This is a genomic window from Rathayibacter rhapontici, from assembly GCF_001995175.1.
GTDB lineage: Bacteria > Actinomycetota > Actinomycetes > Actinomycetales > Microbacteriaceae > Rathayibacter.
This window is the reverse complement of sequence record NZ_MUKN01000063.1, coordinates 1-21,279: the sequence shown is the minus strand read 5'-3', so window position 1 is coordinate 21,279 and position 21,279 is coordinate 1. Positions and strand designations below refer to the sequence as shown.

Sequence of the window (21,279 nt, the reverse complement as noted above, 5' to 3'; positions counted from 1 at the left end):
GGGAGGCGCCGGCTCCGGCGGCCGACCCGGGGGCGCCGACCGCGTTCGTGCCGGAGCAGGAGGCGGGGTTCGACGTCCCGGTGGCGTCGGCGCCGCCGACCGAGGTGATCCCGGAGCCCGTGCCCGCCCCGGCTCCCGCTCCTGCCCCTGCGCCGGTCCAGGAGGAGTCCGAGGTCGAGCCGTGGATCGCCGAGCTCTGGATCGACCCCGAGTGGTACGCGGAGCAGCGCGCCGACGACCCCATGCCCTCCGCCGGCCCGCCCACCGTCGTGGTGCTGCGCGAGCGCTCGCTGCTCGTCGGCCGCCCCTCCGTCTCGCGCGGCATCTCGCCGCAGATCGACTGCGGCACCGACTCCGGAGTCTCGCGCCGGCACTGCCAGCTGAGCACCGACGGCTACCGCTGGTGGGTCGAGGATCTGCAGTCCGCGAACGGCACGTTCCTGGCGCCCGCCGGAGCCGCGCTGCCGCAGACGCCGATCGCCCCCGGCGGGCGCCGCGAGATCGACGAGGGCGACCGCCTCTACGTCGGCGCCTGGACCCGCATCGTGCTGAGGAAGGCGCTGCCGGGCGAGGCCTGACCGGGCCTGCTCCTGAGGGCGGGGGTCCCGAGACGCGGCTGCTCGACCGGCGAGGGGGGGTGTCAGCGTCCGGCGAGGACGCCGAGCATCCACGACAGCGCGGCGACCGCGCCGACGCCGACCACGCTCGAGCCGATGATGATCCCGCGACGCAGCTTCGCCGACCGGCGCTCGTCCACGGTCTGAACGGCTGCCGGGCCGGCGGTGAGGCCACCGCGCAGGCGGTGCGCGACGTCCTCCGCGGTGGGCCGGCCGGCCGGGTCGCGCTGGGTCATCGACGCCAGCAGGGTCCGCCACTCGGCGGGGAGGGTCTCGGGGTTCGACGGACTGCGGTGCAGGCGGGCGATCGCCGCCTCCAGGACCGTGCCCGAGTACTCCCGGTGGCCGGTGAGCGCCTCGAGGAGGACCAGGCCGAGCGAGAAGACGTCGCTCGCACCGCTGATCGGCTCGCCCGCGACCTGCTCCGGGCTGACGAAGCTGGCGGTGCCGATGACGATGCCGTCGCTGGTGAGGCGCGAGCCGTCCATGAAGTGAGCGACTCCGAAGTCGGTGAGCTTGGCGGTGTGCTCGTAGCCGCTGGAGCCGACGTCGCTGACGAGGATGTTCGCGGGCTTCACGTCGCGGTGCACGACACCGCGCTCGTGCAGGTAGGAGAGCGCTTCGGCCAGCTGGGCGCCGATCGCCGCGACCTCCTCGACGGGCATCGGGCCCGACTCGAGCCGGGCCTCCATCGTGGGGTCGGCGACGAGCTCCATGACCACGTAGCGGCGCACCTCGCCGCCGAAGTTGTGCAGCCCCGCGTCGAAGAGGTTCACGATGCCGGGGTGGGCGAACGAGCTGAGCATCCGCACCTCGCGCTCCTGGCGGGCGACGTCCTCCGGGTTCGACGCCTCGGCGCGGAACACCTTCACGGCGACGTCGCGCTGCACGGTCTCGTCGCGCGCGCGGTAGACGGATCCCATCCCACCCGAGCCGATGCGCTCGATCAGGTAGTAGCGCCCTGCCACCCGCTGCTGGGCGGCATTGGCGGCGATGGTGCTCATGAGGAGCCCGCCTTCCGAGGGAACGGCACGTTCGGAGCGCTCCGGAACGGCGCCTGGGTAGACGGTATCGCGGTCACCCATCCCGGGGGGAGGCCCGGATCGGGGATTGACAGCGCGTCGCCGCTGAGCAGGTGCCGCCCCGGGTCAGCCGCGGCGGCCGAGCATCCCCTCGAACGAGCCGTCGAGCGCCCACGGGTCGCGCACGGACCGCGACGCCCGGGCCGCCTCCGTCGCCAGCTCGCGGCCCGCGCGCTCGATCCGGCCGGGCAGGGCCCGAGCGTCCTCGCCCTCTCCGCCCCAGTCGGCGGTCGCCGCGAAGACGGTCGTCGAGAGCGGAGCGGCGTGCAGGTAGCTGAAGAGCGGGCGCATCGCGTAGTCGACCGCGAGGGAGTGGCGGGGCGAGCCTCCGGTCGCGGCGAGCAGCACGGGCAGGCCGCGCAGCGCCTCCGTGTCGAGCACGTCGACGAACGACTTGAAGAGGCCGCTGTAGCTCGTCGTGAAGATCGGAGTGACGGCGATCAGCCCGTCGGCGCCCGAGACGGCGTCGAGCGCGGTCTGCAGCGCGGGGCTCGGGAAGCCGGTGAGCAGCATGTTGGTCACGTCGTGTGCGAGATCGCGCAGCTCGACGACGCTCCGCTCGGTCGCGAAGCCCTGCTCCGCGAGTTCGTGCTCGGTCGCGTCGGCGAGGCGGTCGGCGAGCAGCCGGGTGGAGGACGGCGTGCTGAGGCCGGCCGAGAGGACGGTGATCCTGCGGGTGTCCATGGTGGTTCTCCTGTTCCGGTGCTCAGGCGCCGACGGCGACGGGCTGCGCGTCGCGGGCGGCGACGAGTGAGGCGTGGGTGGGAGCCTCGGGGACGTGGGTGGGGCGGCGGGAGTCGAACTCGTGACGCAGCACGGGCAGGATCTCGCCGAGCAGGTCGAGCTGCTCGAGGACGGTGGCGAGCGGCAGACCCGCGTGGTCCATCAGGAACAGCTGGCGCTGGTAGTCGCCGACGTAGTCGCGGAAGCCGAGCGTGCGGTCGATGACCTCCTGCGGCGAGCCGACGGTGAGCGGGGTCTGCTCCGTGAAGTCCTCGAGAGAGGGTCCGTGGCCGTACACCGGCGCGTTGTCGAAGTAGGGGCGGAACTGCTTCACCGCGTCCTGGGAGTTGCGGGCCATGAAGATCTGCCCGCCGAGGCCGACGATCGCCTGATCGGCGGAGCCGTGGCCGTAGTGCTCGAAGCGCTGGCGGTAGAGCTGCACCATCTTCTGCGTGTGCGAGGCGGGCCAGAAGATGTGGTTCGAGAAGAACCCGTCGCCGTAGTAGGCGGCCTGCTCGGCGATCTGCGGCGAGCGGATCGAGCCGTGCCAGACGAACGGAGCGACTCCGTCGAGCGGGCGCGGCGTCGACTGGAAGCCCTGGAGCGGGGTGCGGAACTGCCCCTGCCAGTCGACGAAGTCCTCGCGCCAGAGGCGGTGCAGCAGGTCGTAGTTCTCGATCGTCAGCTCGATGCCCTGGCGGATGTCCTTGCCGAACCAGGGGTAGACCGGGCCGGTGTTGCCGCGGCCGAGCATCAGGTCCACGCGTCCGTCGGCGAGGTGCTGCAGCATCGCGAAGTCCTCGGCGATCTTCACCGGATCGTTCGTGGTGATCAGCGTGGTCGCGGTCGAGAGCAGCAGGTGCTCGGTCTGCGCGGCGATGTACGCCAGCGTCGTGGTGGGGGAGGAGGACCAGAACGGCGGGTTGTGGTGCTCGCCGAGCGCGTAGACGTCGAGGCCGACCTCCTCCGCCTTCTTGGCGATCGTGACCGCGGCCTTGATCTTCTCGGCCTCGGTCGGGGTCGCTCCGGTGGTGGGATCGGTCGTGATGTCGCTGACCGAGAAGATTCCGAACTGCATGAGGTGCGCCCCTTCCGTCGCCGGCGCCGGTGCGGCGCCAGATCCATGCGTTTGCATGTACAGGAGGATACAACGACGGGTCGCGCGGAGTATTCCCGACCGTGCTCGTGCCGGAGCCCCGGTGATCGTCGCCGAGCGCCGCTCCCCGGACGACTCGCAGGACGGGCGGTTCAGATCGCCGAGAGCGCCTTCGGGACGCTCGTGCGCAGGGACACGACGGTCGGGACGAGCGTGGCCAGGCTCACGACCAGCGTCCCGGCCGCGGCGATCAGGCCGATCTCGAGCACCGGGATGTGCGGCAGCACCGGCGCCCCCGCGCTCACCGAGAAGACGAGGGCCAGGAACGACGCGCTGCCGACCACGCGACGAGCGCCAGGAGGAGGGCGGTGAGGGCGAGGATCAGCCCCTCCAGCCCCGCCGCGGCGACGATGGTCGCGGTGCGGACGCCGGCCGCTCGCAGGAGCGCGGTCTCGCGGTGGCGGGTCCTGCCGCTGATGAGGACGACCATCGCGGCCGCGATCACCGCGAGCAGCACCGGCCCGCCGATGAGGGTGATGATGGTGGCGATCACGCCCGGGTTGTCGGTGGCGTAGTAGTTGCGCGCGTCCACGCCCGCGGCGAGGAGCTCGGGGTCGGCCTCGCCGACCGCGAGCCAGTTCGTGGCGGTCCCGGTCACGGCGAAGATCGACCCGAGGAACGCGGTCGCGAGCAGAAGCGTGGTGATGCCCGCGCTCGAGCCGACTGTCTTGTGCCGCGCTCCGTGCCGGGCGAGGTACCACGCGTGCGAGAGGTGGTCGGGGAGGAGCGAGGTCCAGGCCATCACGACCCGGGGGAAGAGGAGGGACCCGCCGACGGCGAAGCTCACGGCGACCATCGGAGCCAGGAAGATCCCGAGGCCGACCGTCCTCGACCGGTCGCCGCCCGCCACGATGCCGTTCGCGACGAGGACGACTCCCGCCACCGACGCGGCGAGGAGCGTCCACCGAACCCAGGTCATCGGCGGAGCGGGAGGGGTCGACTCGCGCAGCACGGTGATCGGCGGCGTGCGCGAGGCGCTGCGTGCGGCCGGGAGGCTCGAGAGCCACGTCACCGCAGTGACGAGGGCGATGAGCGGCACGACACCGCCGATGCCGAGTCGCACCGCCTCGCCGCTCGGCTCGTACGACATCTCGTCGAGGATGCGGGTGAGCATCGGGACCAGGAGGACGGCGAGCCCGGATCCGAGAACGGAGCCGGTGACGCCGAGCACGGCGCTCTGCCGCGTGACGATCCGGCGCACGGCGTCCGGCTCGACGCCCGCGATCTGCCAGAGCGCGTAGTCGCGCCGGCGCAGGTCGATCGAGAGGCGGAGCACCGTCGCGAGGACGACGAGCGCCGCCGCCGTCGTGCACACGAGGACGATCATCGCCGTCGAGTACAGGGCCTGCTGGCGCTGGGGAGGCGCGGTGATCCCCGTCTCCAGGGGAGCGACTCCGAAGCCGAGCGCGACCGTCGCCGCGACGACCACGATCAGGGGCCCGAGCCGGCTGCGACCCGGGTCAGCAGATCGCTCAGAACGAGCCGTCTCATCGAGCGACCTCCTCGTCCGTCCCGGCCGCTGCCATCGCGTCCCAGATCCGTTCGCGATCCGGAGCGAGGAGCTCGACGTGCAGACGGCCGTCGCGGATCACGAGGACTCGGTCGGCTCGGGCTGCGGCGTCGAGATCGTGGGTCACCATGACCACGGAGCGCGTCCCTCCGGCCGCCGTGCGCAGGAGCTCGAGCACGGTACCGCTCGCCTGCCCGTCGAGCGAGCCGGTCGGCTCGTCCGCGAACACGATCGCCGGCTCCGAGGCGAGCACCCGCGCGATCGCCACCCGCTGCTGCTCCCCGCCGGAGAGCACGCCCGGTCGATGCGACCCGCGCTCCGAGAGACCGACGCTCGCGAGCGCGGCGTCGGCCTTCGCCGGCGCGTCGCGGTCGCGGGCCAGACGGAGCGGGAGCGCGACGTTCTCACGGGCGGACAGCGAGGGGATCAGGTTGAACTGCTGGAACACGAACCCGATGCGGTCGATGCGGAGGCGGGAGAGGCGGGCTGCGGACAGGCGTCGCGTCGGCTGACCGGCGAGGAGGACCTCGCCGCTGGTCGGCCGCTCGAGGGCGGAGAGGAGATGGAGGAGGGTCGACTTCCCCGAGCCGCTCGCTCCGACGACCGCCACGAACTCCCCGGGGCGGACCGTGAGCGAGACCCCTCGGACGGCCTCGACGCGAGCCGTCCGTCGCCCGTCGCCGAAGGACTTCCTGACGTCGTCGGCGACGAGCACGGGGTCTCCGACGGCGACCTCCACGAGATGCATCGGATTCTCGGTCCTCTTCACGGGGCGGGGTCCTTCCGGTCTCAGCGGCGCGGAGGTGCGGGGCCGTCTCCGATCGAGCGGTCCGGCCGCGTGCGCACGCGAAGGAATGAGGATAGCTCGCTTCAGCTCGCACGCCGCTTCAGTGGCGCCTTCTCCCGCGGTTGCGGCGGGAGCTGGTCGCGCACGACGACGTTCCGCGCCTCGCCGACCGTCCTCGCACGCCTTCCGTCAGGCTTCTCCGACGATCCGACGATCCGACGCAGAGCAGGGGCAGAACACCATGACCACCGAGAACACTCAGACCCCGACCGGCCCCGGCCCCGAGCACGTGCGACTGGCGGTTCTCGCCGGCACGAGCTTCTGGATCGGCGTCGGCTCGATCCTCCTCGGCTGGACCCTCGTGGCGCCGATCGCCGGGCTGATCGTCGGCGTCCTCGCCCTCCGCCGGGAGCCCGTCGCGCGACGACTCGCCACGACCGGGATCGTCCTGAACTCGCTGTGCCTGCTCGTCTACGCGCTCGTGCTGGTCGTCGCCGTCCTGAACCTCGCCCAGCGCCTCTCCCTGCACTACCTGGGCGGGCCGCTCTAGGCGAGGAGACCGAGCGGGGCGCCCCGATCGACGAGGCGCCCCGGGGGTGTCAGAACTGACGGACCCAGTAGTGCGGCGACGCCGTGTTCGAGTTGTTGTTCGCGTTCGGATCGGCGGGATCGGCGGCGACGAGGTACGCCGTGAGGTTGGTGATCTTCGTCTCGCTCGGGATGAAGGCGGGTGTGCCGTAGCCGAGGATCACCCGCGCCTCGCCACCCGGTGCGAGCGAGCCGACGTAGGTGAGGTGCACGACGGCGAAGCCGCCGACCCCGTTCTCGGGAGCGGAGATCGTCCAGCCGTCGCCCGCGACGATCGAGGCGCTGCCGTTGGCGTACGTGGGCGAGTAGAAGAAGACGTCGACCGACGCCGACGTCGCGGTGCCGGGCCCGAAGTTGCCGAGGCGCAGGTCGAGGATCATCCCCGTGTTCTGGCCCCATCCGGGAGCGCCGTCGGGGCCGAAGTAGGCGACGGCTCCGTTGTTCGAGGACGCCGCCAGGTAGGTGATGGCGATGTCGGACGTCTGCGGGGCGGTGGTCGACGCGGCGGCGAGCGGAGCGCCGATCGCGGTGGCGACGACGGGGATGGTCCAGGCGGCGCCGGCGACGACGGTGCGGCGGTGGAGCGATCCGGGGGTGTTCTCGGTCATGCGGTTCCTGACTTGTCGGTGAACGGGACGTCGGCCATGGTGTCGAGCACCCGTCGTGCGGCGGCCGGATCCCGTCGTTCTCCGCGCGGACTGCGCGCCGACTCCGCGCATCCTGCGCAGGCGGCGCGTGCGCGCGCGGTCGTCTTGCACCATGGAGCCGCGATGCTCGTGCGCTCGCCCCACCGGCCGGAGAGAGAGGAGGACCTCGTGACACCGTCCCGCAGCCCGGTGCGCCGCTCCGCCTCGCTCGCCGGGGACGAGGCGGTCTCCTGGTTCGCCGACTCCGGATACCGGGTGCTCGACCCGCGTCCGCCGCGCGCTTATGTCGACGAGGTGCGCGGTCCGGACCTCCGGATCGCGCGCTACTGGCACTCTGAGACGACGCTGCTCCGCGAGGCGCCCGACCGGCCGCGGGCCGCCGTGCTCCTCCAGGTCGACGGCTCCGTCGCTCTCGAGGCGCCGGGCTGGACCGGCTGCGCGGAACCGGGGTCGGTGGCCGTGCTCCCGGCCTCCGCGAGTGCGACGATCACCGCGCTCTCGCCCGGAGCGCACCTCGAGGTCGAGTTCGACGCCGATCAGCTGCCGGAGGCGCTCCGGCGCGACTACGAGGGCGGCGCGCTGCTCGACGCCGAGGTGCGGCCGTTCTCCACGGTCCTGATCTCGACCCTCAACGCGGCGTTCAACTCCGAGCTGGTGCCGGAGGATCCGGGCTTCCCCGCGTTCCGTCTCGCCGTCCGCAGTCTCGTCTCGGGGCTGCTGACGGTGGACGCCGCCGCACAGGGGCGCCTCGCCACCCGCGGGGAGGTCCTCGTGGACCGCGCTCGCCGCATCATCGCGCGGAGGGCCGCGGACAGGGCCTTCTCGGCCTCGGTCCTGAGCCGCGAGCTGCGGATCTCGGCTCGCTCCCTTTAGGAGGCGTTCGCCGCCCACGGATCGAGTCCTGCGGCCGAGATCCGGGCCGAGCGCGCTGAGACGCCCGCGCGCTGCGGGAGAGCGGCGACCGCACCCTCAGCTCGGACGACGTGGCGCGGCTCGCCGGATTCGGCAGCGCCTCGTCGATGCGCCGGGCGATCTGACCCGGGTCTTCGGCGGACGCCGTCTCCGCCTGCGCGGAGGGGACGACTGGTGCGGAGCCGGTCCGTCGCGAACGGCGGCCCGTGCTCGAGTCGGACGGTTGTCGGCGACGGACCGGTGGACCGCCGCCCCTCGGCGGATCGAGGTGAGCCGGAGGGCGGTGTTCTGCGCCGATCGACGTCGCGCGCGCCCCGAGATGTCCGCTTCCGGCTGCTCGGAGGTCCGGTCCGGTTCCGCCGCACCATACGCGTCTGATGTCTCGAGCACACTCTCCTCGGCTGCGCCCGCAGCCCTGCAGCACGAGGAGCCCTGTCATGCACCCCTCACCCGACCGCTCTCCCCGCGAGGACGTCCTCACCGCGCGCGCCGCCTCCGCCTGGCTGGCCGAGCGGGGCACGACGGGCGACGGTCCCTCCCACCTGATCGCGGACGAGGTCGCCGTTCCGGGCTTCCGGGTGGCGAGGGTCTGGCACACGGCGTCGACGCTCGTGCGGGCCGCCACCCCCGGCGTCCGCTTCGCCGTCGTCGTCGCCGACGGGGACGCCGACGCGACGCAGGGCGGAGCGACGCGACGTCTCGGCTCAGGGGATCTCCTCGTCGCCGCCGACAGCGGCCCGCTCACCCTGCGCATCGACGATCGGATCGCGCGCTTCGAGTTCGAGGTGCGCACCGCGGGGACGGGGGTCTCCCCGGCGGTGACCGAGGTGCTCGACGCGGGAGCGGTCGTCGCCGACGCGGCGCCGTCGTTCCGCCCGGTGCTGCTCGCCGCGGTCAACGCCGCCTTCAACGCGGGGCTCGACTCCGACGCCGCAGGCTTCGCCTCCTTCCGGCTCGCCACGACGAGCCTGCTCACCGGACTCCTCGAGGAGGCGTTCGCTCCTCGCCTGGAGGGACGGTCGAGGAGGGAGTCCGTCCTCTCGCCCGCGCGCTCGACGCCGTGGCGGTGCATGCGGCCGACCCCGAGTTCTCGGCGGCAGCGCTGGCGCGCACGCTCGCGGTGTCGGATCGGCATCTGCGCCGGATCTTCCACGGCCGCGGGACCACGCCCGCTGCGGTCCTCCGCGACGCCCGCCTCGCTCGAGCACGGGCTCTCCTCGTCGCCCCCGCGTCTCCGACAGAGGGAGACGTCGCGCGGATGGCGGGTTTCCGGACTGCTCGAGCGCTGAAGCGCGCGGCAGTCCTCCGAGATCCGATCTCGTGACCTTCCGTCGGGTCGGTCGGCCCTCCCTCGAGTCGAAGCGGCCGTGCGGACCCGCCGCACGGCCGTCGCGCTCTAGATGATCGGCACCAGGCCCGTGTAGAGCGACCCGCCGCCGTGGCTCTCGGGAGCTCGCAGGACGAATCCCACGGCGAGGTACCCGTTGGGCGACGCGGCGTTGACGAACGAGCGGAACGTGAAGTCGAAGGTGGACGGCGGCACGTTGTAGGCGCGGTAGACGAAGTAGTCGGAGTACCCGGCCGCCGAGTTGAGCTGGAAGGAGTTGACGAGGGCGAACCCGTGAGGGGCGACCGGACCGCCTCGGAGGGCCGGCCCCGCAGGGTTGTGGGCGACGCTCTGGATCTGCACCTGGACCTCCACCCATTCGGCGTTGTCCGGTCCGGTCACGGTGATGCCGGCGGTCGCGTCGAAGGCGCTGTTGCGGGTCACGATCCCGGGCGTGAGGGAGGACGCCCCGGTGAGGGCCACGGTGTACTGCGGCGCGGGCGGCGTCACCGGGTCCGATGCCGCCGCGAGCGGCGCACCGATCGCGGTCGCGACGACGGGGATGGTCCACGCCGCGCCGGCGACCACGGTGCGGCGCTGGAGTGCGCTGGTGGGGAACTGCTCTGTCATGGATGTCTCCTCGTTCGGGGCGTCGGGCACCGGAGTTCGGGACCCGCAGGCTCACGATGGCCCCAGGCCCCGTCGGGCCGAGCGGGATCGCAGGGAGGCGGCCGGTCCTGGCATCCGCTGCGTCCGGAGGTGGTCGTCCACGTGCTCCTCCACCGCGCGCCCACCGGGCGGCTCCGCGGTGCGCGACCGCTCGGAGGACTGCCGTCGACCGGGTGCGGCGACGACCCCGAGCGCCGTCCGAGCCGGGCCCGCTCCCCGCGAAACATCCCCGCAATACGCCCCGGACTAGAGTCGTGCCATGGGTGACCTCTTCGACGGCTACGGGTCCCAGAAGGTCGAGCGCCGCCGTGCCGGCGCCCCGCCCTGGGACGAGATGTTCGCTGATGTCGCCGCGACGAAGGGCCCCGACGGGGTCCGCTCGGCGTACCGCGACATCTACTCCTCGCTCGCGCGGATGACGCAGGAGGAGCTGCGCGGCCGCACCGACGCGCTCGCCTCCTCCTACCTCGCGCAGGGCGTCACGTTCGACTTCGCCGGCGAGGAGCGGCCGTTCCCGCTCGACGCCGTGCCGCGCGTCATCGAGCGCGCCGAGTGGAACGAGGTGCAGAGCGGCATCAAGCAGCGCGTGCGCGCGCTGGAGGCGTTCCTCGCCGACGTGTACGGGCCGCAGAACGCGGTCAAGGACGGGGTGATCCCCGCCGGGCTCATCTCGAGCTCCAGCCACTTCCACCGGCAGGCGGCCGGCATCGTCTCGGCCAACGGCGTGCGGATCCAGGTCTCGGGCATCGACCTCATCCGCGACGAGGTCGGCGCCTGGCGCGTGCTCGAGGACAACGTCCGCGTCCCCTCCGGCGTCTCGTACGTGATCTCGAACCGCCGCGTCATGGCGCAGACCCTGCCCGAGCTGTTCGTCTCGATGCGGGTCCGCCCGGTCGGCGACTACCCCAACAAGCTGCTGCAGGCCCTGCGAGCGTCGGCGCCCGAGGGCGTCGAGACCCGACCGTGGTCGTCCTGACCCCGGGCGTCTACAACTCCGCCTACTTCGAGCACACGCTGCTCGCGCGCCTGATGGGCGTCGAGCTCGTCGAGGGGCGCGACCTCTTCTGCACCGGCGGCAAGGTGTTCATGCGCACCACCTCGGGCCCGACCCGCGTCGACGTGATCTACCGCCGCGTCGACGACGAGTTCCTCGATCCGCTGCAGTTCCGCGCCGACTCGATGCTCGGCTCGCCCGGGCTCATGCTCGCCGCCCGCCTGGGCACCGTCACCATCGCCAACGCGGTGGGCAACGGAGTCGCGGACGACAAGCTGGTCTACACCTACATGCCCGACCTCATCCGCTACTACCTGGGCGAGGACGCGGTGATCAAGAACGTCGACACCTGGCGCCTGGAGGATCCGGGCGCGCTCGAGGAGGTCCTCGACCGGCTCGACGAGCTCGTGGTGAAGCCGGTCGACGGCTCCGGCGGCAAGGGGCTCGTGGTGGGCCCCGACGCCTCCGCGAAGGAGCTCGCCGAGCTGCGCTCGCGCCTGCAGGCCGATCCGCGCGGCTGGATCGCGCAGCCGGTGGTGCAGCTGTCGACCATCCCGACCCTCGTCGACGACGGGATGCGCCCGCGGCACGCCGACCTCCGCCCCTTCGCGGTCAACGACGGCACCGACGTCTGGGTGCTGCCGGGCGGCCTCACCCGGGTGGCGCTGCCCGAGGGCCAGCTCGTCGTGAACTCGTCGCAGGGCGGCGGCTCGAAGGACACCTGGGTGGTGGGTCTGGAGTCGCAGCGCGACCGCGAGCCGGACGCGCACGACATCCAGGGCCTCGTCGCCGAGCAGGCCGCGGTCACCAGCTCGATCCCGATCGTCTACCCGCTCAACCACACCCCCGACCACTCGCCGCACGACGCCCCGAACTCCGACCAGGAGCAGCAGCAGCAGCAGGGTCTCGACGCGGGGGAGGAGGACTGATGCTCTCCCGGATCGCCGAGTCCCTGTTCTGGATCGGCCGCTACATCGAGCGGTCGGACGGCACCGCGCGCATCCTCGACGTCCACCTCCAGCTCCTGCTGGAGGATCCGTGGATCGACGAGGACACCGCGTGCCGCTCGCTGCTGTCGGTGATGGGCTCGACCCCTCCCGACGACATGGGCGAGATCACCCGCGCCGACGTGCTGACGATCCTCGCGATCGACCGCACGAACCCCGCCTCCATCGCCTACTCGCTCGGCGCCGCCCGCGAGAACGCCCGCCGCGCCCGCGAGATCGTGTCGACCGAGCTGTGGGAGTGCCTCAACACGACCCGCACCCGGATGCCCCGCCGCGTCTCGGGCGAGCGCGTCTCGGAGTTCTTCAGCTGGGTGCGCGAGCGTTCTGCGCTGGCAGTGGGCATCATCGAGTCGGCGACGTCGCGCGACGAGGCCTGGCAGTTCTTCACGCTGGGCCGCTCGATCGAGCGCGCCGACATGACGGCGCGGCTGCTCGCGACCCGGTCGCTGACCGAGGCGAGCGGACCGTCGTGGACCACGATCCTCCGCTCCTGCGGGGCGTACGAGGCCTACCTGCGCACCTACCGCGGCGTGCCGAGCGCGCGCAACGCGGCCGAGTTCCTCCTCCTCGACCGGCTCTTCCCGCGGTCGATCCTCTTCTCGATCTCGCGCGCCGAGATGTGCATGCGCGACATCGAGCCGCGCACCGGCCGCGTCGGGCACACCGGCGACGCGCAGCGCGTGCTGGGCCAGATCCGGAGCGAGCTGGAGTACCGGCCGATCGCCGAGATCCTCGAGGACCTCCCGCGGCACATGGACGGCGTGCAGGAGGCGACCTCGGCCGCGTCCGAGGCGATCCGCCAGCGCTACTTCCCCACGAACGTCATGCCGAGCTGGATCGGGGAGGCGCTGTGAGCAGGCTGCGCATCACGCACACCACGGGTTTCACCTACCGGGGTGACGTCGTGGCGTCCTACAACGAGGCGAGGATGCTGCCGGCGTCCTCCGACGGGCAGCTCGTGCTGTTCTCGAACCTCGACATCCGGCCGGTCACCTCGGCGCACACGTACACCGACTACTGGGGCACCCGTGTGTCCTCGTTCGACGTGCTCGACGCGCACCAGGAGCTCTCGCTCACGGCGACGTCGCTGGTCGAGGTGCGTCCGAAGGCGCATCCCGAGCACCCGTACGGCTGGGAGCAGCTCGCCGAGCAGGTCGAGACGCTGACGGAGTACGTGGAGCAGTCGAAGCAGACCACCCGCACCGCACCTCCGGAGGACCTCGTCGACCTGGCGCGCTCGCTGGCCGACGAGGCCGCCGGACCGTGCGAGGCGGCGCTCGCGATCGCCGAGCGCATCGGCCGCGAGATGACCTACAAGCAGGGCGTCACCGGCGTGCACTCGACGGCGACGGAGTCGTGGACGGCGCGCAAGGGCGTCTGCCAGGACATCACGCACATCGTCCTCGGGGCGCTGCGCTCGGTCGGCATCCCCGCCCGGTACGTCTCGGGCTACCTGCACCCCAAGCCGCACGCCGAGATCGGCGAGACGGTGACGGGGGAGTCGCACGCCTGGGTCGAGTGGTTCTGCGGAGGAGCGTGGCGGGGCTACGACCCGACGAACCTGATCGACATCGGCGACCGCCACGTGATCGTCGGCCGCGGCCGCGACTACAACGACATCGCTCCGCTGCGGGGCGTGTACGCGGGCCCGCACTCGTCGAAGCTGTTCGTGCGGGTCGAGATCACGCGCGAGGCCTGAGCGCGGAGCCGACCTCGGGCTCGTCGGAAGCGGTGCGGCGCGGAGAACCCGGCACCTCGGGCTCGTCGGATCCCGTTCGGCTCGCAGGATCATCCGGTTCCTGCGAGCCGGAGGCGTTCTCGCGAGCCGGAGATGCTGCGGCGCGGCGCATCCGCAGGTGGAAGCCCAGGCCGACCGCCGCCGCGGCGAGGCCGGACGCCGCGCCCACGGCGATCGCCCAGCGCGGGCCGAGGCCGTTCGCGACGGCGCCGATCAGCGGGGCGCCGATCGGGGTGCCCCCGACGAAGATCGCCATGTACAGCGCCATCACGCGGCCCCGCATCTCGGGGGCGGTCGAGAGCTGCACGAAGCCGTTGGCGGAGGTCATCAGCGTCTGCGCGGCGACGCCCACCAGGGGCAGGACGATCGCGAAGGACCACGCGGTCGGCATGATCCCGGAGAGGGCGAGCGCGACGCCGAACGCCGCCGCCGCGGCGACGATCAGCCTCAGGCGCGGGCGGTCGCGACGGGCCGAGAGCAGGGCGCCGACCACCGAGCCGACCGCGATCGCGGAGGACAGCAGGCCGAACTCGCTCGCGCCCATGTCGAACTCCACGGTCGCCATCGTCGACGCGAAGATCGGGAAGTTCAGGCCGAACGTGCCGATCAGGAACACGATGATCAGCACCACGATGATGTCCGGCCGCCGTGACACGTAGCGGAACCCCTCCAGCAGCGCGCCCGGGCCCCGGGTGGCGCGGGGAGCGGAGCGGAGCTGGTCGCGGTGCAGGAAGCGCAGCGAGAGCAGCACGGCCAGGAAGCTCGCGGCGTTGAGCAGGAACACCCAGCCCGACCCGACCGCCGAGATGAGGACTCCCGCGAGGGCCGGCCCGATCATCCGGGCCGAGTTGAACGAGGCGGAGTTGAGCGAGACCGCGTTCGAGAGGTCCTTCTCCTCGACGAGCGCCGAGACGAAGGTCTGCCGCACGGGCGCGTCGATCGCCGCGGCGAAGCCCAGCAGCAGCGCGAAGACGTAGACCATCCAGAGCTCCACGACGCCGGTGACGACGAGCAGGCCCAGGGCGAGCCCGAGGACGCCCATCGCGGCCTGGGTCGCCATGAGCAGCCGCCGCCGGTCGAAGCGGTCGGCGATGAAGCCCGAGAACGGGACCATCAGCAGCTGCGGTCCGAACTGCAGCGCCATGGTGATGCCCAGCGCGGTCGCGTCGTGGTCGGTGAGGTCGTTGATGACGATCCAGTCCTGGGCGGTGCGCTGCATCCAGGTGCCGATGTTCGAGACCGTCGCGCCGGCGAACCAGATGCGGTAGTTCGGCACCGCCATCGAGCGGAACATGGCGCTCATCGCTCCGCCACCTCGCGGAGGAGGGCCGCGGCGTCGCGCAGCAGGGACTGCTGGGCAGGGGAGAGCTCGCGGAGCCCCGCGACGAGCCACGCGTCGCGACTGCGGCGCACCTCGTGCACCAGCGCGGATCCCGCCTCGGTGGGGCGGAGGCGCACGATCCGCCCGTCGGCCGGGTCGCCCAGGCGCTCGGCGAGCCCGTCGTCCACGAGGCAGGCGACGGTGCGCGACATCGAGGGAGGGCGCACGCGCTCCACCTCGGCGAGCTCGCCGAGGGTGCGCGGGCCCTCGCGCTCGAGCAGGGCGAGGACGCTCAGCTGCGCGTCGCTGAGCTCGTGCCGACCCTTCTCCTGGCGGAGTCGACGGCCCAGGCGCGCGACCGCGATGCGGAGCTCTCCGGCGAGGGCGGTGGTGGTGGGATCGTGAGGCACATAGTTAGCCTAACGAAACATCAGGGCGAACGGCGGGGGTCGCTCGGATCCGCGTCAGCGCGAGGCGGAGCGGACGGCGCCGACGCTCGCCGCGACGACCAGTCCGATGCCGACCGCCTCGATCGCCGTGAGCCGCTGACCGAGCACGAGGAAGCCCGACAGGGCGGCCGCGCCCGGAGCGAGCGACATCAGGATCGAGAAGGTCGACGAGCGCAGGCGCCGCAGCGCGAGCAGCTCCAGGGCGTACGGGACGGCGGAGGAGAGGACCGCGACCGCGAAGCCGAGCAGAAGCACGGGCGGCAGGATCAGCGCGGGCCCCGCCGTCGCGATCCCGAACGGCAGCGAGACGACCGCGCCGGCGGCCAGTGCCAGCGCCAGCCCGTCGAGGCGGGGGAAGCGCCCGCCCGTCCGCTCGGCGAAGACGATGTAGGTCGCCCAGAGCGCCCCGGCTCCGAGGGCGAACGCGACGCCGACCGGGTCGAGCGAGCCGAAGCCGCCCTGCGAGAGCGTGACGACGCCGGCCAGGGCGAGGCCCGCCCAGAGCAGACTGAGCAGGCTCCGGCCGGCGATCACCGAGAGGGTCAGCGGGCCGAGCACCTCGAGGGTCACCGCGGCGCCCTGGGGGATGCGGGCGATGGCCTCGTAGTAGCAGGCGTTCATCCCGCCGAGGGCGAGCCCGTAGACCACGACGGTTCCCCAGTCGGCGCGCGTGTAGCCGCGGAGCCTCGGGCGGCAGACGACGAGCAGCACGAGCGCCGAGAAGACGAGGCGGAGGGTGACCGTGCCGATCGGGCCCGCGGCGGGGAAGAGGAGGACGGCGAAGGACGCGCCGAGCTGCACGCTCGTGACCGCGCCCAGCACGAGGCCGATCGAGCCGGCGCCGCCCGAGCGGCGCGGCGCCTCGCGCACGTCGTTCAGCTCGAGCGCCGCTGCTTCTGCACGGGAGGGACGTTGTAGCCGAGGAGGCCGATGCCCGTCTCGTCCCAGCGCAGCGTCGTCAGCGAGACGTTGTCGACGACCGGGAACGTGTGGCGGTAGGTCTCGGGGTTGATGCCGAGGTAGGCGCACAGCAGCAGGCGGATGAGGGTGCCGTGCGCGACGACGAGCACGCGGCCCTCGGGGTGGTCGCGGTGGATCCGGGCGAGCGACGCGTTCGCGCGGGCGACCGCGTCGAGTCCCGACTCCCCGCCGGGCATCGGCTGGATCGCCGGAGCGGCGACCCAGGCGCGGTAGGCGTCGGGGAAGCGCTTCTCCATCTCGGCCGTCGTCAGGCCCTCGCCCTGGCCGAAGTCGACCTCGACGAGCGCCGGATCCGGATGCACCTCGAGATGAGCCGCCCGAGCGGCCGGGACCGCCGTGCGCACCGCCCGCACGAGAGTGGACGAGTACACCGCCTCGAGGTCGGCGTCCACGGCCCAGGAGGCGAGTGTCGCCGCCTGGTCCTGTCCGCGAGGGGTGAGGGCGATGTCGGAGGAGCCCGCGTAGCGGTTCTCGGAGTGCCAGACGGTCTCTCCGTGCCGGGCGAGGATCAGGGTCGTCACCCCCTGAGCCTACCGAGCGTCACCCGAGCGGGAGGTGGGCACGGCCGGACGCGCGGGTTCCTGCTCGCCGGGGCCTAGGCGTCGGCCGAGGAGTAGTGCGCGTCGACCAGCACGGGGAGGTGGTCCGACAGCCCCTGGGGCAGGGTCGACACCCGCTCGATGCGGACGGAGTCGCTGATCGCGAAGTCGAAGTGCCCGCTGAAGTACCGGTAGCGCGCGTAGGTGGGGGAGTCGCTCCGCGACACCAGATAGCCGTTCCGCGTCATCTTGCGGTCGAGTCCGCGGAAGAACCAGGGGTAGTTGTAGTCGCCGACCATGAGCGACGGGGTGTCCGGGGCGTACTCGCGCAGGCGGTTCAGCGCCTCGTCGATCTGCTTGCGGCGCAGGGCGTTGCCGGCCGAGAGGGGGGCCGCGTGGAAGGACGAGACGGCGATCGATCCGCCCTGCTCGTCGGTCAGCCGGACGGCCAGGAGGCGCTCGTGAGCGGGGGACATGACGCGGTCGTGCATCGACTTGCTGAGCTCGAAGGCGGCGCTGCCGGCGAGCTCGAAGCGGGCGTGCGAGTAGTAGATCGCGAGCCCGAGGCGGTTGCGGGCGGTGACCGTCGCGAGGCGCAGGTCGCCCAGCTCCTGCGGGAGCTTGGTGGTGTCGCACTCCTGCAGGCAGAGGACGTCGACGTCGTGGCGAGCGGCGAGCGGAGCGATCTCGACGTGCGCTCGGTGCTCCCGGAGGTTGTAGGAGATCACCCGGAGGGCGCGTTCTTTCGGCTGCATTCCGCCAGTGTAGAGCGGCTCGTCGGAGGCCGCGGCGACGTCCGGGCGAACACGGAGGGACCTCGTCGGGTCCTGATCGCGACAGCGGCAGGAGCCCGGCGAGGTCCCTCGCGAGGAGTGGTCAGCGGGTCGCGCCGGCCGTCCCGTCGGGGTCGGCGTCGGTGCCGTGGACGCCGTCGGTGGGGCCCCAGTCGGGCAGCGGCGGGTTCTCCGCGTCGCCGTCCTGGGTGAGTCCGTCGGGGGACGGGCGGCCGACCTCGTCCAGGCCCGCGGTGGTGCCGTCGCCGGTCTCGGGCTCGGTCGGCGAGGGGGTCTGCTCGGGGTCGACGAGGGTCGGTTCGATGTCGTTGTCGGAGCTGCTCATGACGTCACGCTAAGCCGCCCGCCGGATGCCGCGCACCCCCTTGATTTCGCAGTTGACCCGCCTCCGGGGGGCAAGCTCGTGCGCCTTGATCGAGGGGTGGCCGCTGGGGAGCATCACTCCCGTACCTCCGCGACCGTCCGCTCGACAGCGGGACCGCGTGCACGCCGGAGGCCTCGGCCCCTCGACAGAAAGGCACCACCGTGTCCCACGATCCCACTCCCGCCCCCCTGGACGCCGAGCGCATCGTCTCGCGCCGTTCGGTCACCGCCGCCGCCGCCTGGACCGTCCCGGTCGTCGCGGTCGCGGTCGCGACCCCCTCCGCCGCCGCGTCCCCCGATACCGCGGGCGCCTTCCAGATGAACGGCACCTGCGGCCTTGTCGGCGTCTTGAATCCCGGCTTCGTCCTGCAGGCGAGCGCCACCGCACCGCTGCCGCAGGGCACGACGATCACCATCACCCGAGGCGGTGGCCTGAATGTCGGCGTGTTCGACGTCACGGGCGGTGCGGTGACGCTGTCGTTGAACACGACATCGACGAAGGGCTACACCCTCACGGCTCCGCTCGCGGCGGGCGCGTCGATCAGTTTCCGCACGCTGCTGCAGCTCACCGTCGCCACGACCGTGATCACCGCCAGCGTCACGCTGCCGGCTGGATACGTCGCAGGAGCAGGTGCGAAGGCCGCCGGAACACTGACCGACTCCCTCCTCATCAGCTGCGCGGAAGGCTGACGCACACGAAGCGAGGCCCGTCCTGCCTTTCCTGGTGGGGCGGGCCTCTGTGCATCCGCCGACACACGCGCCGCGATCGGCGATGGGGCGCGAACGACGAAGGCCCCCGCTCCGATCGGAGCAGGGGCCTTCGTCGTTCAGGCGGTGCGGCTCAGCGGCCGTAGGCCGAGGCGGCCGGGCAGTCGAACGGGTCGCCGCCGGCCGAGAGGCCCACGCGGTTGAGGTAGCGCACGACGATGCCGTACGACTCGAGCAGCGAGGTCTCGGTGTAGGGGATCTGGTGGGTGGCGCAGTACTCCTTGGCGATGACCTGGGCGCGTCGCAGGGCCGGGCGGGGCATGTTCGGGAAGAGGTGGTGCTCGACCTGGTAGTTCAGACCGCCCATGTAGAGGTCGGTGAGCCAGGTGCTCTTGATGCTGCGCGAGGTGAGGACCTGGCGGCGCAGGAAGTCGACGCGCGCCTCCTTCGCCAGCATCGGCATGCCCTTGTGGTTCGGAGCGAACGAGGCGCCCATGTAGAGGCCGAAGACGCCCATCTGGACGCCGAGGAAGGCGAACGCCATGCCCAGCGGCAGGGCCCAGAAGATCACGGCGAGGTAGAGGCCCACGCGGGCGACGAGCATCGAGATCTCGACCCAGCGCTTGTCGACCTTGCCGCGGCCGAAGACCGTGCGGAAGCCGTGGATGTGCAGGTTGAGGCCCTCGAGCAGGAGGAGGGGGAAGAAAGCGTAGCCCTGGCGGCGGGTCAGCCACGCGTACAGGCCGCGCGAGCGGGCCGCATCCTCGCTGGTGAACGAGATGACGTCGCGCTCGATGTCGGGGTCCTTGCCGAGCACGTTCGGGTTCGCGTGGTGGCGGCTGTGCTTGTGCATCCACCACGAGTAGCTGATGCCGACGAAGAGGTTCGCGAGGGTGCGCCCCGCGACGTCGTTGGCCTTGCCCGACTCGAACACCTGGCGGTGCGAGGCCTCGTGCGCGAGGAACGCGAACTGCGTGAGGACGATGCCGAGGGCGGCGGCCAGCAGGAGCTGGAACCAGGAGTCGCCCAGCAGGACGAAGCCGGTGACGATGCCGCCGAGGGCCAGGACCAGCACGGCGAACATCGTGTAGTAGAAGCCGGTGCGGCGGCGCAGCAGGCCCGCGTCGCGGACGGTGCTGAGCAGACCGGAGTACTCGGTGGTGGGGTTGATGCGGCCGTCGGCGCGCGGACGCGTCCGGACGACGCGCGAGACGGGCTTCGCCTCGCTGCCGCTCTCGGCGGTCGAGCCGCCGTCGGACAGGGTGGTGGGAACGCTCACGGGGTGCCTCGTTCTTTCGGGGCGGCCATCGGCGTCGACGGCCTCGTGGAGAGCGATCCCCGACGCTGCCTCGTGAGGCACGGCCCGGTCCGCTCCTGGTTCACCACGCCGGTAGGGGCCGGTCGTGGCGTGCGGCGACCGGTTTCAGGGGCTACCTCTTCGAAGACTACGGGCAGGGGGTGCCCGCCGCACCATGAGGATTGCCAGCCTTCGCGAACGGTATGACGGCGCGGCGGCCGCGAACGCCGCCGCCGCGCCGATCCGGGCGCTCAGGAACCGATCGAGTCCTGCGGGCGCCCCGACTTCAGGGCCGCGAGGCGCGCCTCGACCTCGGTCATCTCGCCGAGGTCCTCCAGCGACTCGAACTGCGCGTCCAGGCTCGAGGAGGCGAGCTCCTCCGCACCGCGCACGCGGGCCTCCTCGCGGCGGATCTTCTGCTCGAAGCGGCTGACCTCGCTGGTCGGGTCCATGATGTCGATGCTCTTGATGGCGTCCTGGACCTGCGTCTGCGCCTCGACGGTCTTCGAGCGGGCGATCAGCTCGTCGCGCTTGGACGAGAGCTGGTTCAGCTTCTCCCGCATCTGGTTCAGGCCCGACTTGAGCTTGTCGACGACCTCGGTCTGCGAGGCGATGGTCGGCTCGGCGTCCTTCGCCTCCTTCTCGGACTGGATCTGGCGCTGCAGCGCGACCTTGGCCAGGGCATCGAACTTGTCGGCGTCGCCGGTGCTGCCGGAGGTGCGCAGGTCGTCGGCCTTGCGGCTCGCGGCGAGCGCCTTGGCGCCCCATTCCTGCGCGTTGTCGACGTCCTCGCGGTAGTCGTCCTCGAGCAGGCGCAGGTTGCCGATGGTCTGCGCGATGGCGGCCTCGGCGTCGCGGATGCTGTCGGTGTAGTCGCGCACCATCTGGTCGAGCATCTTCTGCGGGTCCTCGGCCTGGTCGAGGAGCGCGTTGATGTTCGCCTTCGCGAGCTGCGCGATGCGTCCGAAGATGGACTGTCTCTGGGCCATGCTGTCTCTCCTTGCGTCGTGGGATGTCGTGTCGGTCAGAGGTGGGGGAAGTCTCAGAAGCGGCCGCCGCCGCCGCGGCGT

The 21,279-nt window shown here is 72.2% G+C and carries 23 protein-coding genes and 1 pseudogene; 8 read left to right on the top strand and 16 right to left on the bottom strand.

Annotated elements, in window-relative coordinates:
* Window positions 1–578: FHA domain-containing protein (locus tag B0T42_RS21590; protein WP_236720356.1), on the top strand; the 578-nt coding region annotated here is incomplete at its 5' end.
* Between the two features lie 62 nt (window positions 579–640).
* Here B0T42_RS21590 and B0T42_RS16240 read toward each other — a convergent pair.
* The 6 genes from B0T42_RS16240 to B0T42_RS16215 all read right to left on the bottom strand — a co-directional run bounded on the left by B0T42_RS16240 (window position 641) and on the right by B0T42_RS16215 (window position 5,836).
* Window positions 641–1,621 (bottom strand): serine/threonine-protein kinase, encoded by a 981-nt coding sequence (locus B0T42_RS16240; RefSeq protein ID WP_158078161.1) that lies wholly within the window; start codon window positions 1,619–1,621, stop codon window positions 641–643.
* Window positions 1,622–1,765: 144 nt separating this feature from the next.
* A complete protein-coding gene (locus B0T42_RS16235; protein ID WP_055786747.1) occupies window positions 1,766–2,383 on the bottom strand; it encodes an FMN reductase in 618 nt (205 codons plus the stop codon).
* 22 nt (window positions 2,384–2,405) lie between these two features.
* Window positions 2,406–3,500 (bottom strand): LLM class flavin-dependent oxidoreductase, encoded by a 1,095-nt coding sequence (locus B0T42_RS16230; RefSeq protein ID WP_077224096.1) that lies wholly within the window; start codon window positions 3,498–3,500, stop codon window positions 2,406–2,408.
* A gap of 170 nt (window positions 3,501–3,670) precedes the next feature.
* Window positions 3,671–3,862, bottom strand: a complete 192-nt coding sequence (locus B0T42_RS16225) for a hypothetical protein (protein ID WP_077224095.1) — start codon at window positions 3,860–3,862, stop codon at window positions 3,671–3,673.
* The gene (locus B0T42_RS16220; protein WP_077224094.1) at window positions 3,820–5,007 is read right to left on the bottom strand and encodes an FtsX-like permease family protein; all 1,188 of its coding nucleotides are present in this window, start codon (window positions 5,005–5,007) and stop codon (window positions 3,820–3,822) included. Before B0T42_RS16220 ends, B0T42_RS16225 begins: the two co-directional genes overlap by 43 nt.
* Window positions 5,008–5,065: 58 nt before the next feature.
* Window positions 5,066–5,836, bottom strand: coding sequence for an ABC transporter ATP-binding protein (locus tag B0T42_RS16215; RefSeq protein ID WP_077224102.1), 771 nt, complete (start codon window positions 5,834–5,836; stop codon window positions 5,066–5,068).
* A 280-nt stretch (window positions 5,837–6,116) separates the two neighbouring features.
* Between B0T42_RS16215 and B0T42_RS16210 the strand changes: the two genes are divergently transcribed.
* Entirely contained in the window at window positions 6,117–6,425 is a 309-nt protein-coding gene (locus tag B0T42_RS16210) for a hypothetical protein (protein WP_236720355.1), read from the top strand.
* Window positions 6,426–6,474: 49 nt separating this feature from the next.
* On the opposite strand, the gene B0T42_RS16205 is transcribed toward B0T42_RS16210, so the two are convergent.
* Window positions 6,475–7,071 (bottom strand): hypothetical protein, encoded by a 597-nt coding sequence (locus tag B0T42_RS16205; RefSeq protein WP_077224093.1) that lies wholly within the window; start codon window positions 7,069–7,071, stop codon window positions 6,475–6,477.
* Between the two features lie 207 nt (window positions 7,072–7,278).
* On the opposite strand from B0T42_RS16205, the gene B0T42_RS16200 reads away from it, so the two are divergent.
* Both B0T42_RS16200 and B0T42_RS21585 read left to right on the top strand, forming a co-directional pair.
* The gene (locus B0T42_RS16200; protein WP_139344546.1) at window positions 7,279–7,983 is read left to right on the top strand and encodes an AraC-like ligand-binding domain-containing protein; all 705 of its coding nucleotides are present in this window, start codon (window positions 7,279–7,281) and stop codon (window positions 7,981–7,983) included.
* A 358-nt stretch (window positions 7,984–8,341) separates the two neighbouring features.
* A complete protein-coding gene (locus tag B0T42_RS21585) occupies window positions 8,342–9,346 on the top strand; it encodes a helix-turn-helix domain-containing protein (protein WP_094742786.1) in 1,005 nt (334 codons plus the stop codon).
* 72 nt (window positions 9,347–9,418) lie between these two features.
* Here B0T42_RS21585 and B0T42_RS16190 read toward each other — a convergent pair whose 3' ends face one another.
* Window positions 9,419–9,979, bottom strand: a complete 561-nt coding sequence (locus B0T42_RS16190) for a hypothetical protein (protein WP_077224091.1) — start codon at window positions 9,977–9,979, stop codon at window positions 9,419–9,421.
* A 298-nt stretch (window positions 9,980–10,277) separates the two neighbouring features.
* On the opposite strand from B0T42_RS16190, the pseudogene B0T42_RS16185 reads away from it, so the two are divergent.
* The 3 genes and pseudogenes from B0T42_RS16185 to B0T42_RS16175 all read left to right on the top strand — a co-directional run bounded on the left by B0T42_RS16185 (window position 10,278) and on the right by B0T42_RS16175 (window position 13,718).
* Window positions 10,278–11,941 (top strand): annotated as a pseudogene (locus B0T42_RS16185) (circularly permuted type 2 ATP-grasp protein).
* The gene (locus tag B0T42_RS16180) at window positions 11,941–12,873 is read left to right on the top strand and encodes an alpha-E domain-containing protein (RefSeq protein WP_077224090.1); all 933 of its coding nucleotides are present in this window, start codon (window positions 11,941–11,943) and stop codon (window positions 12,871–12,873) included. The pseudogene B0T42_RS16185 and the gene B0T42_RS16180 overlap by 1 nt, the downstream one beginning before the upstream one ends.
* Window positions 12,870–13,718 (top strand): transglutaminase family protein, encoded by an 849-nt coding sequence (locus tag B0T42_RS16175; RefSeq protein ID WP_077224089.1) that lies wholly within the window; start codon window positions 12,870–12,872, stop codon window positions 13,716–13,718. The genes B0T42_RS16180 and B0T42_RS16175 overlap by 4 nt, the downstream gene beginning before the upstream one ends.
* On the opposite strand, the gene B0T42_RS16170 is transcribed toward B0T42_RS16175, so the two are convergent.
* The 6 genes from B0T42_RS16170 to B0T42_RS16145 form a co-directional block, all read right to left on the bottom strand.
* A complete protein-coding gene (locus tag B0T42_RS16170; protein WP_077224088.1) occupies window positions 13,702–15,060 on the bottom strand; it encodes an MFS transporter in 1,359 nt (452 codons plus the stop codon). The genes B0T42_RS16175 and B0T42_RS16170 overlap by 17 nt on opposite strands.
* Window positions 15,057–15,488, bottom strand: a complete 432-nt coding sequence (locus B0T42_RS16165) for a MarR family winged helix-turn-helix transcriptional regulator (protein WP_077224087.1) — start codon at window positions 15,486–15,488, stop codon at window positions 15,057–15,059. Before B0T42_RS16165 ends, B0T42_RS16170 begins: the two co-directional genes overlap by 4 nt.
* A gap of 54 nt (window positions 15,489–15,542) precedes the next feature.
* A complete protein-coding gene (locus B0T42_RS16160; protein ID WP_201788568.1) occupies window positions 15,543–16,397 on the bottom strand; it encodes an EamA family transporter in 855 nt (284 codons plus the stop codon).
* A gap of 5 nt (window positions 16,398–16,402) precedes the next feature.
* Window positions 16,403–17,029 (bottom strand): histidine phosphatase family protein, encoded by a 627-nt coding sequence (locus tag B0T42_RS16155; RefSeq protein WP_077224086.1) that lies wholly within the window; start codon window positions 17,027–17,029, stop codon window positions 16,403–16,405.
* 74 nt (window positions 17,030–17,103) lie between these two features.
* Window positions 17,104–17,802 (bottom strand): endonuclease/exonuclease/phosphatase family protein, encoded by a 699-nt coding sequence (locus B0T42_RS16150; RefSeq protein ID WP_077224085.1) that lies wholly within the window; start codon window positions 17,800–17,802, stop codon window positions 17,104–17,106.
* A gap of 121 nt (window positions 17,803–17,923) precedes the next feature.
* Window positions 17,924–18,166 (bottom strand): hypothetical protein, encoded by a 243-nt coding sequence (locus tag B0T42_RS16145; RefSeq protein ID WP_077224084.1) that lies wholly within the window; start codon window positions 18,164–18,166, stop codon window positions 17,924–17,926.
* 200 nt (window positions 18,167–18,366) lie between these two features.
* On the opposite strand from B0T42_RS16145, the gene B0T42_RS16135 reads away from it, so the two are divergent.
* Window positions 18,367–18,894: a hypothetical protein gene (locus B0T42_RS16135; RefSeq protein ID WP_094742784.1), complete on the top strand. Its 528-nt coding sequence runs from the start codon at window positions 18,367–18,369 to the stop codon at window positions 18,892–18,894.
* Window positions 18,895–19,045: 151 nt separating this feature from the next.
* On the opposite strand, the gene B0T42_RS16130 is transcribed toward B0T42_RS16135, so the two are convergent.
* Window positions 19,046–20,083 carry a fatty acid desaturase family protein gene (locus tag B0T42_RS16130; protein WP_236720357.1) on the bottom strand — a complete coding sequence of 346 codons (1,038 nt, stop codon included), beginning with the start codon at window positions 20,081–20,083 and terminating at the stop codon, window positions 19,046–19,048.
* 377 nt (window positions 20,084–20,460) lie between these two features.
* Window positions 20,461–21,198, bottom strand: coding sequence for a PspA/IM30 family protein (locus tag B0T42_RS16125; protein ID WP_077224081.1), 738 nt, complete (start codon window positions 21,196–21,198; stop codon window positions 20,461–20,463).
* Window positions 21,199–21,279: the final 81 nt, after the last annotated feature.

Coding starts and splice junctions, on each gene's coding strand:
- B0T42_RS16240 (WP_158078161.1), bottom strand. CDS start 1,621: ATGAGCACCATCGCCGCCAATGCCGCCCAGCAGCGGGTGGCAGGGCGC.
- B0T42_RS16235 (WP_055786747.1), bottom strand. CDS start 2,383: ATGGACACCCGCAGGATCACCGTCCTCTCGGCCGGCCTCAGCACGCCG.
- B0T42_RS16230 (WP_077224096.1), bottom strand. CDS start 3,500: ATGCAGTTCGGAATCTTCTCGGTCAGCGACATCACGACCGATCCCACC.
- B0T42_RS16215 (WP_077224102.1), bottom strand. CDS start 5,836: ATGCATCTCGTGGAGGTCGCCGTCGGAGACCCCGTGCTCGTCGCCGAC.
- B0T42_RS16210 (WP_236720355.1), top strand. CDS start 6,117: ATGACCACCGAGAACACTCAGACCCCGACCGGCCCCGGCCCCGAGCAC.
- B0T42_RS16205 (WP_077224093.1), bottom strand. CDS start 7,071: ATGACCGAGAACACCCCCGGATCGCTCCACCGCCGCACCGTCGTCGCC.
- B0T42_RS21585 (WP_094742786.1), top strand. CDS start 8,342: ATGTCCGCTTCCGGCTGCTCGGAGGTCCGGTCCGGTTCCGCCGCACCA.
- B0T42_RS16190 (WP_077224091.1), bottom strand. CDS start 9,979: ATGACAGAGCAGTTCCCCACCAGCGCACTCCAGCGCCGCACCGTGGTC.
- B0T42_RS16180 (WP_077224090.1), top strand. CDS start 11,941: ATGCTCTCCCGGATCGCCGAGTCCCTGTTCTGGATCGGCCGCTACATC.
- B0T42_RS16170 (WP_077224088.1), bottom strand. CDS start 15,060: ATGAGCGCCATGTTCCGCTCGATGGCGGTGCCGAACTACCGCATCTGG.
- B0T42_RS16150 (WP_077224085.1), bottom strand. CDS start 17,802: ATGCAGCCGAAAGAACGCGCCCTCCGGGTGATCTCCTACAACCTCCGG.
- B0T42_RS16145 (WP_077224084.1), bottom strand. CDS start 18,166: ATGAGCAGCTCCGACAACGACATCGAACCGACCCTCGTCGACCCCGAG.
- B0T42_RS16125 (WP_077224081.1), bottom strand. CDS start 21,198: ATGGCCCAGAGACAGTCCATCTTCGGACGCATCGCGCAGCTCGCGAAG.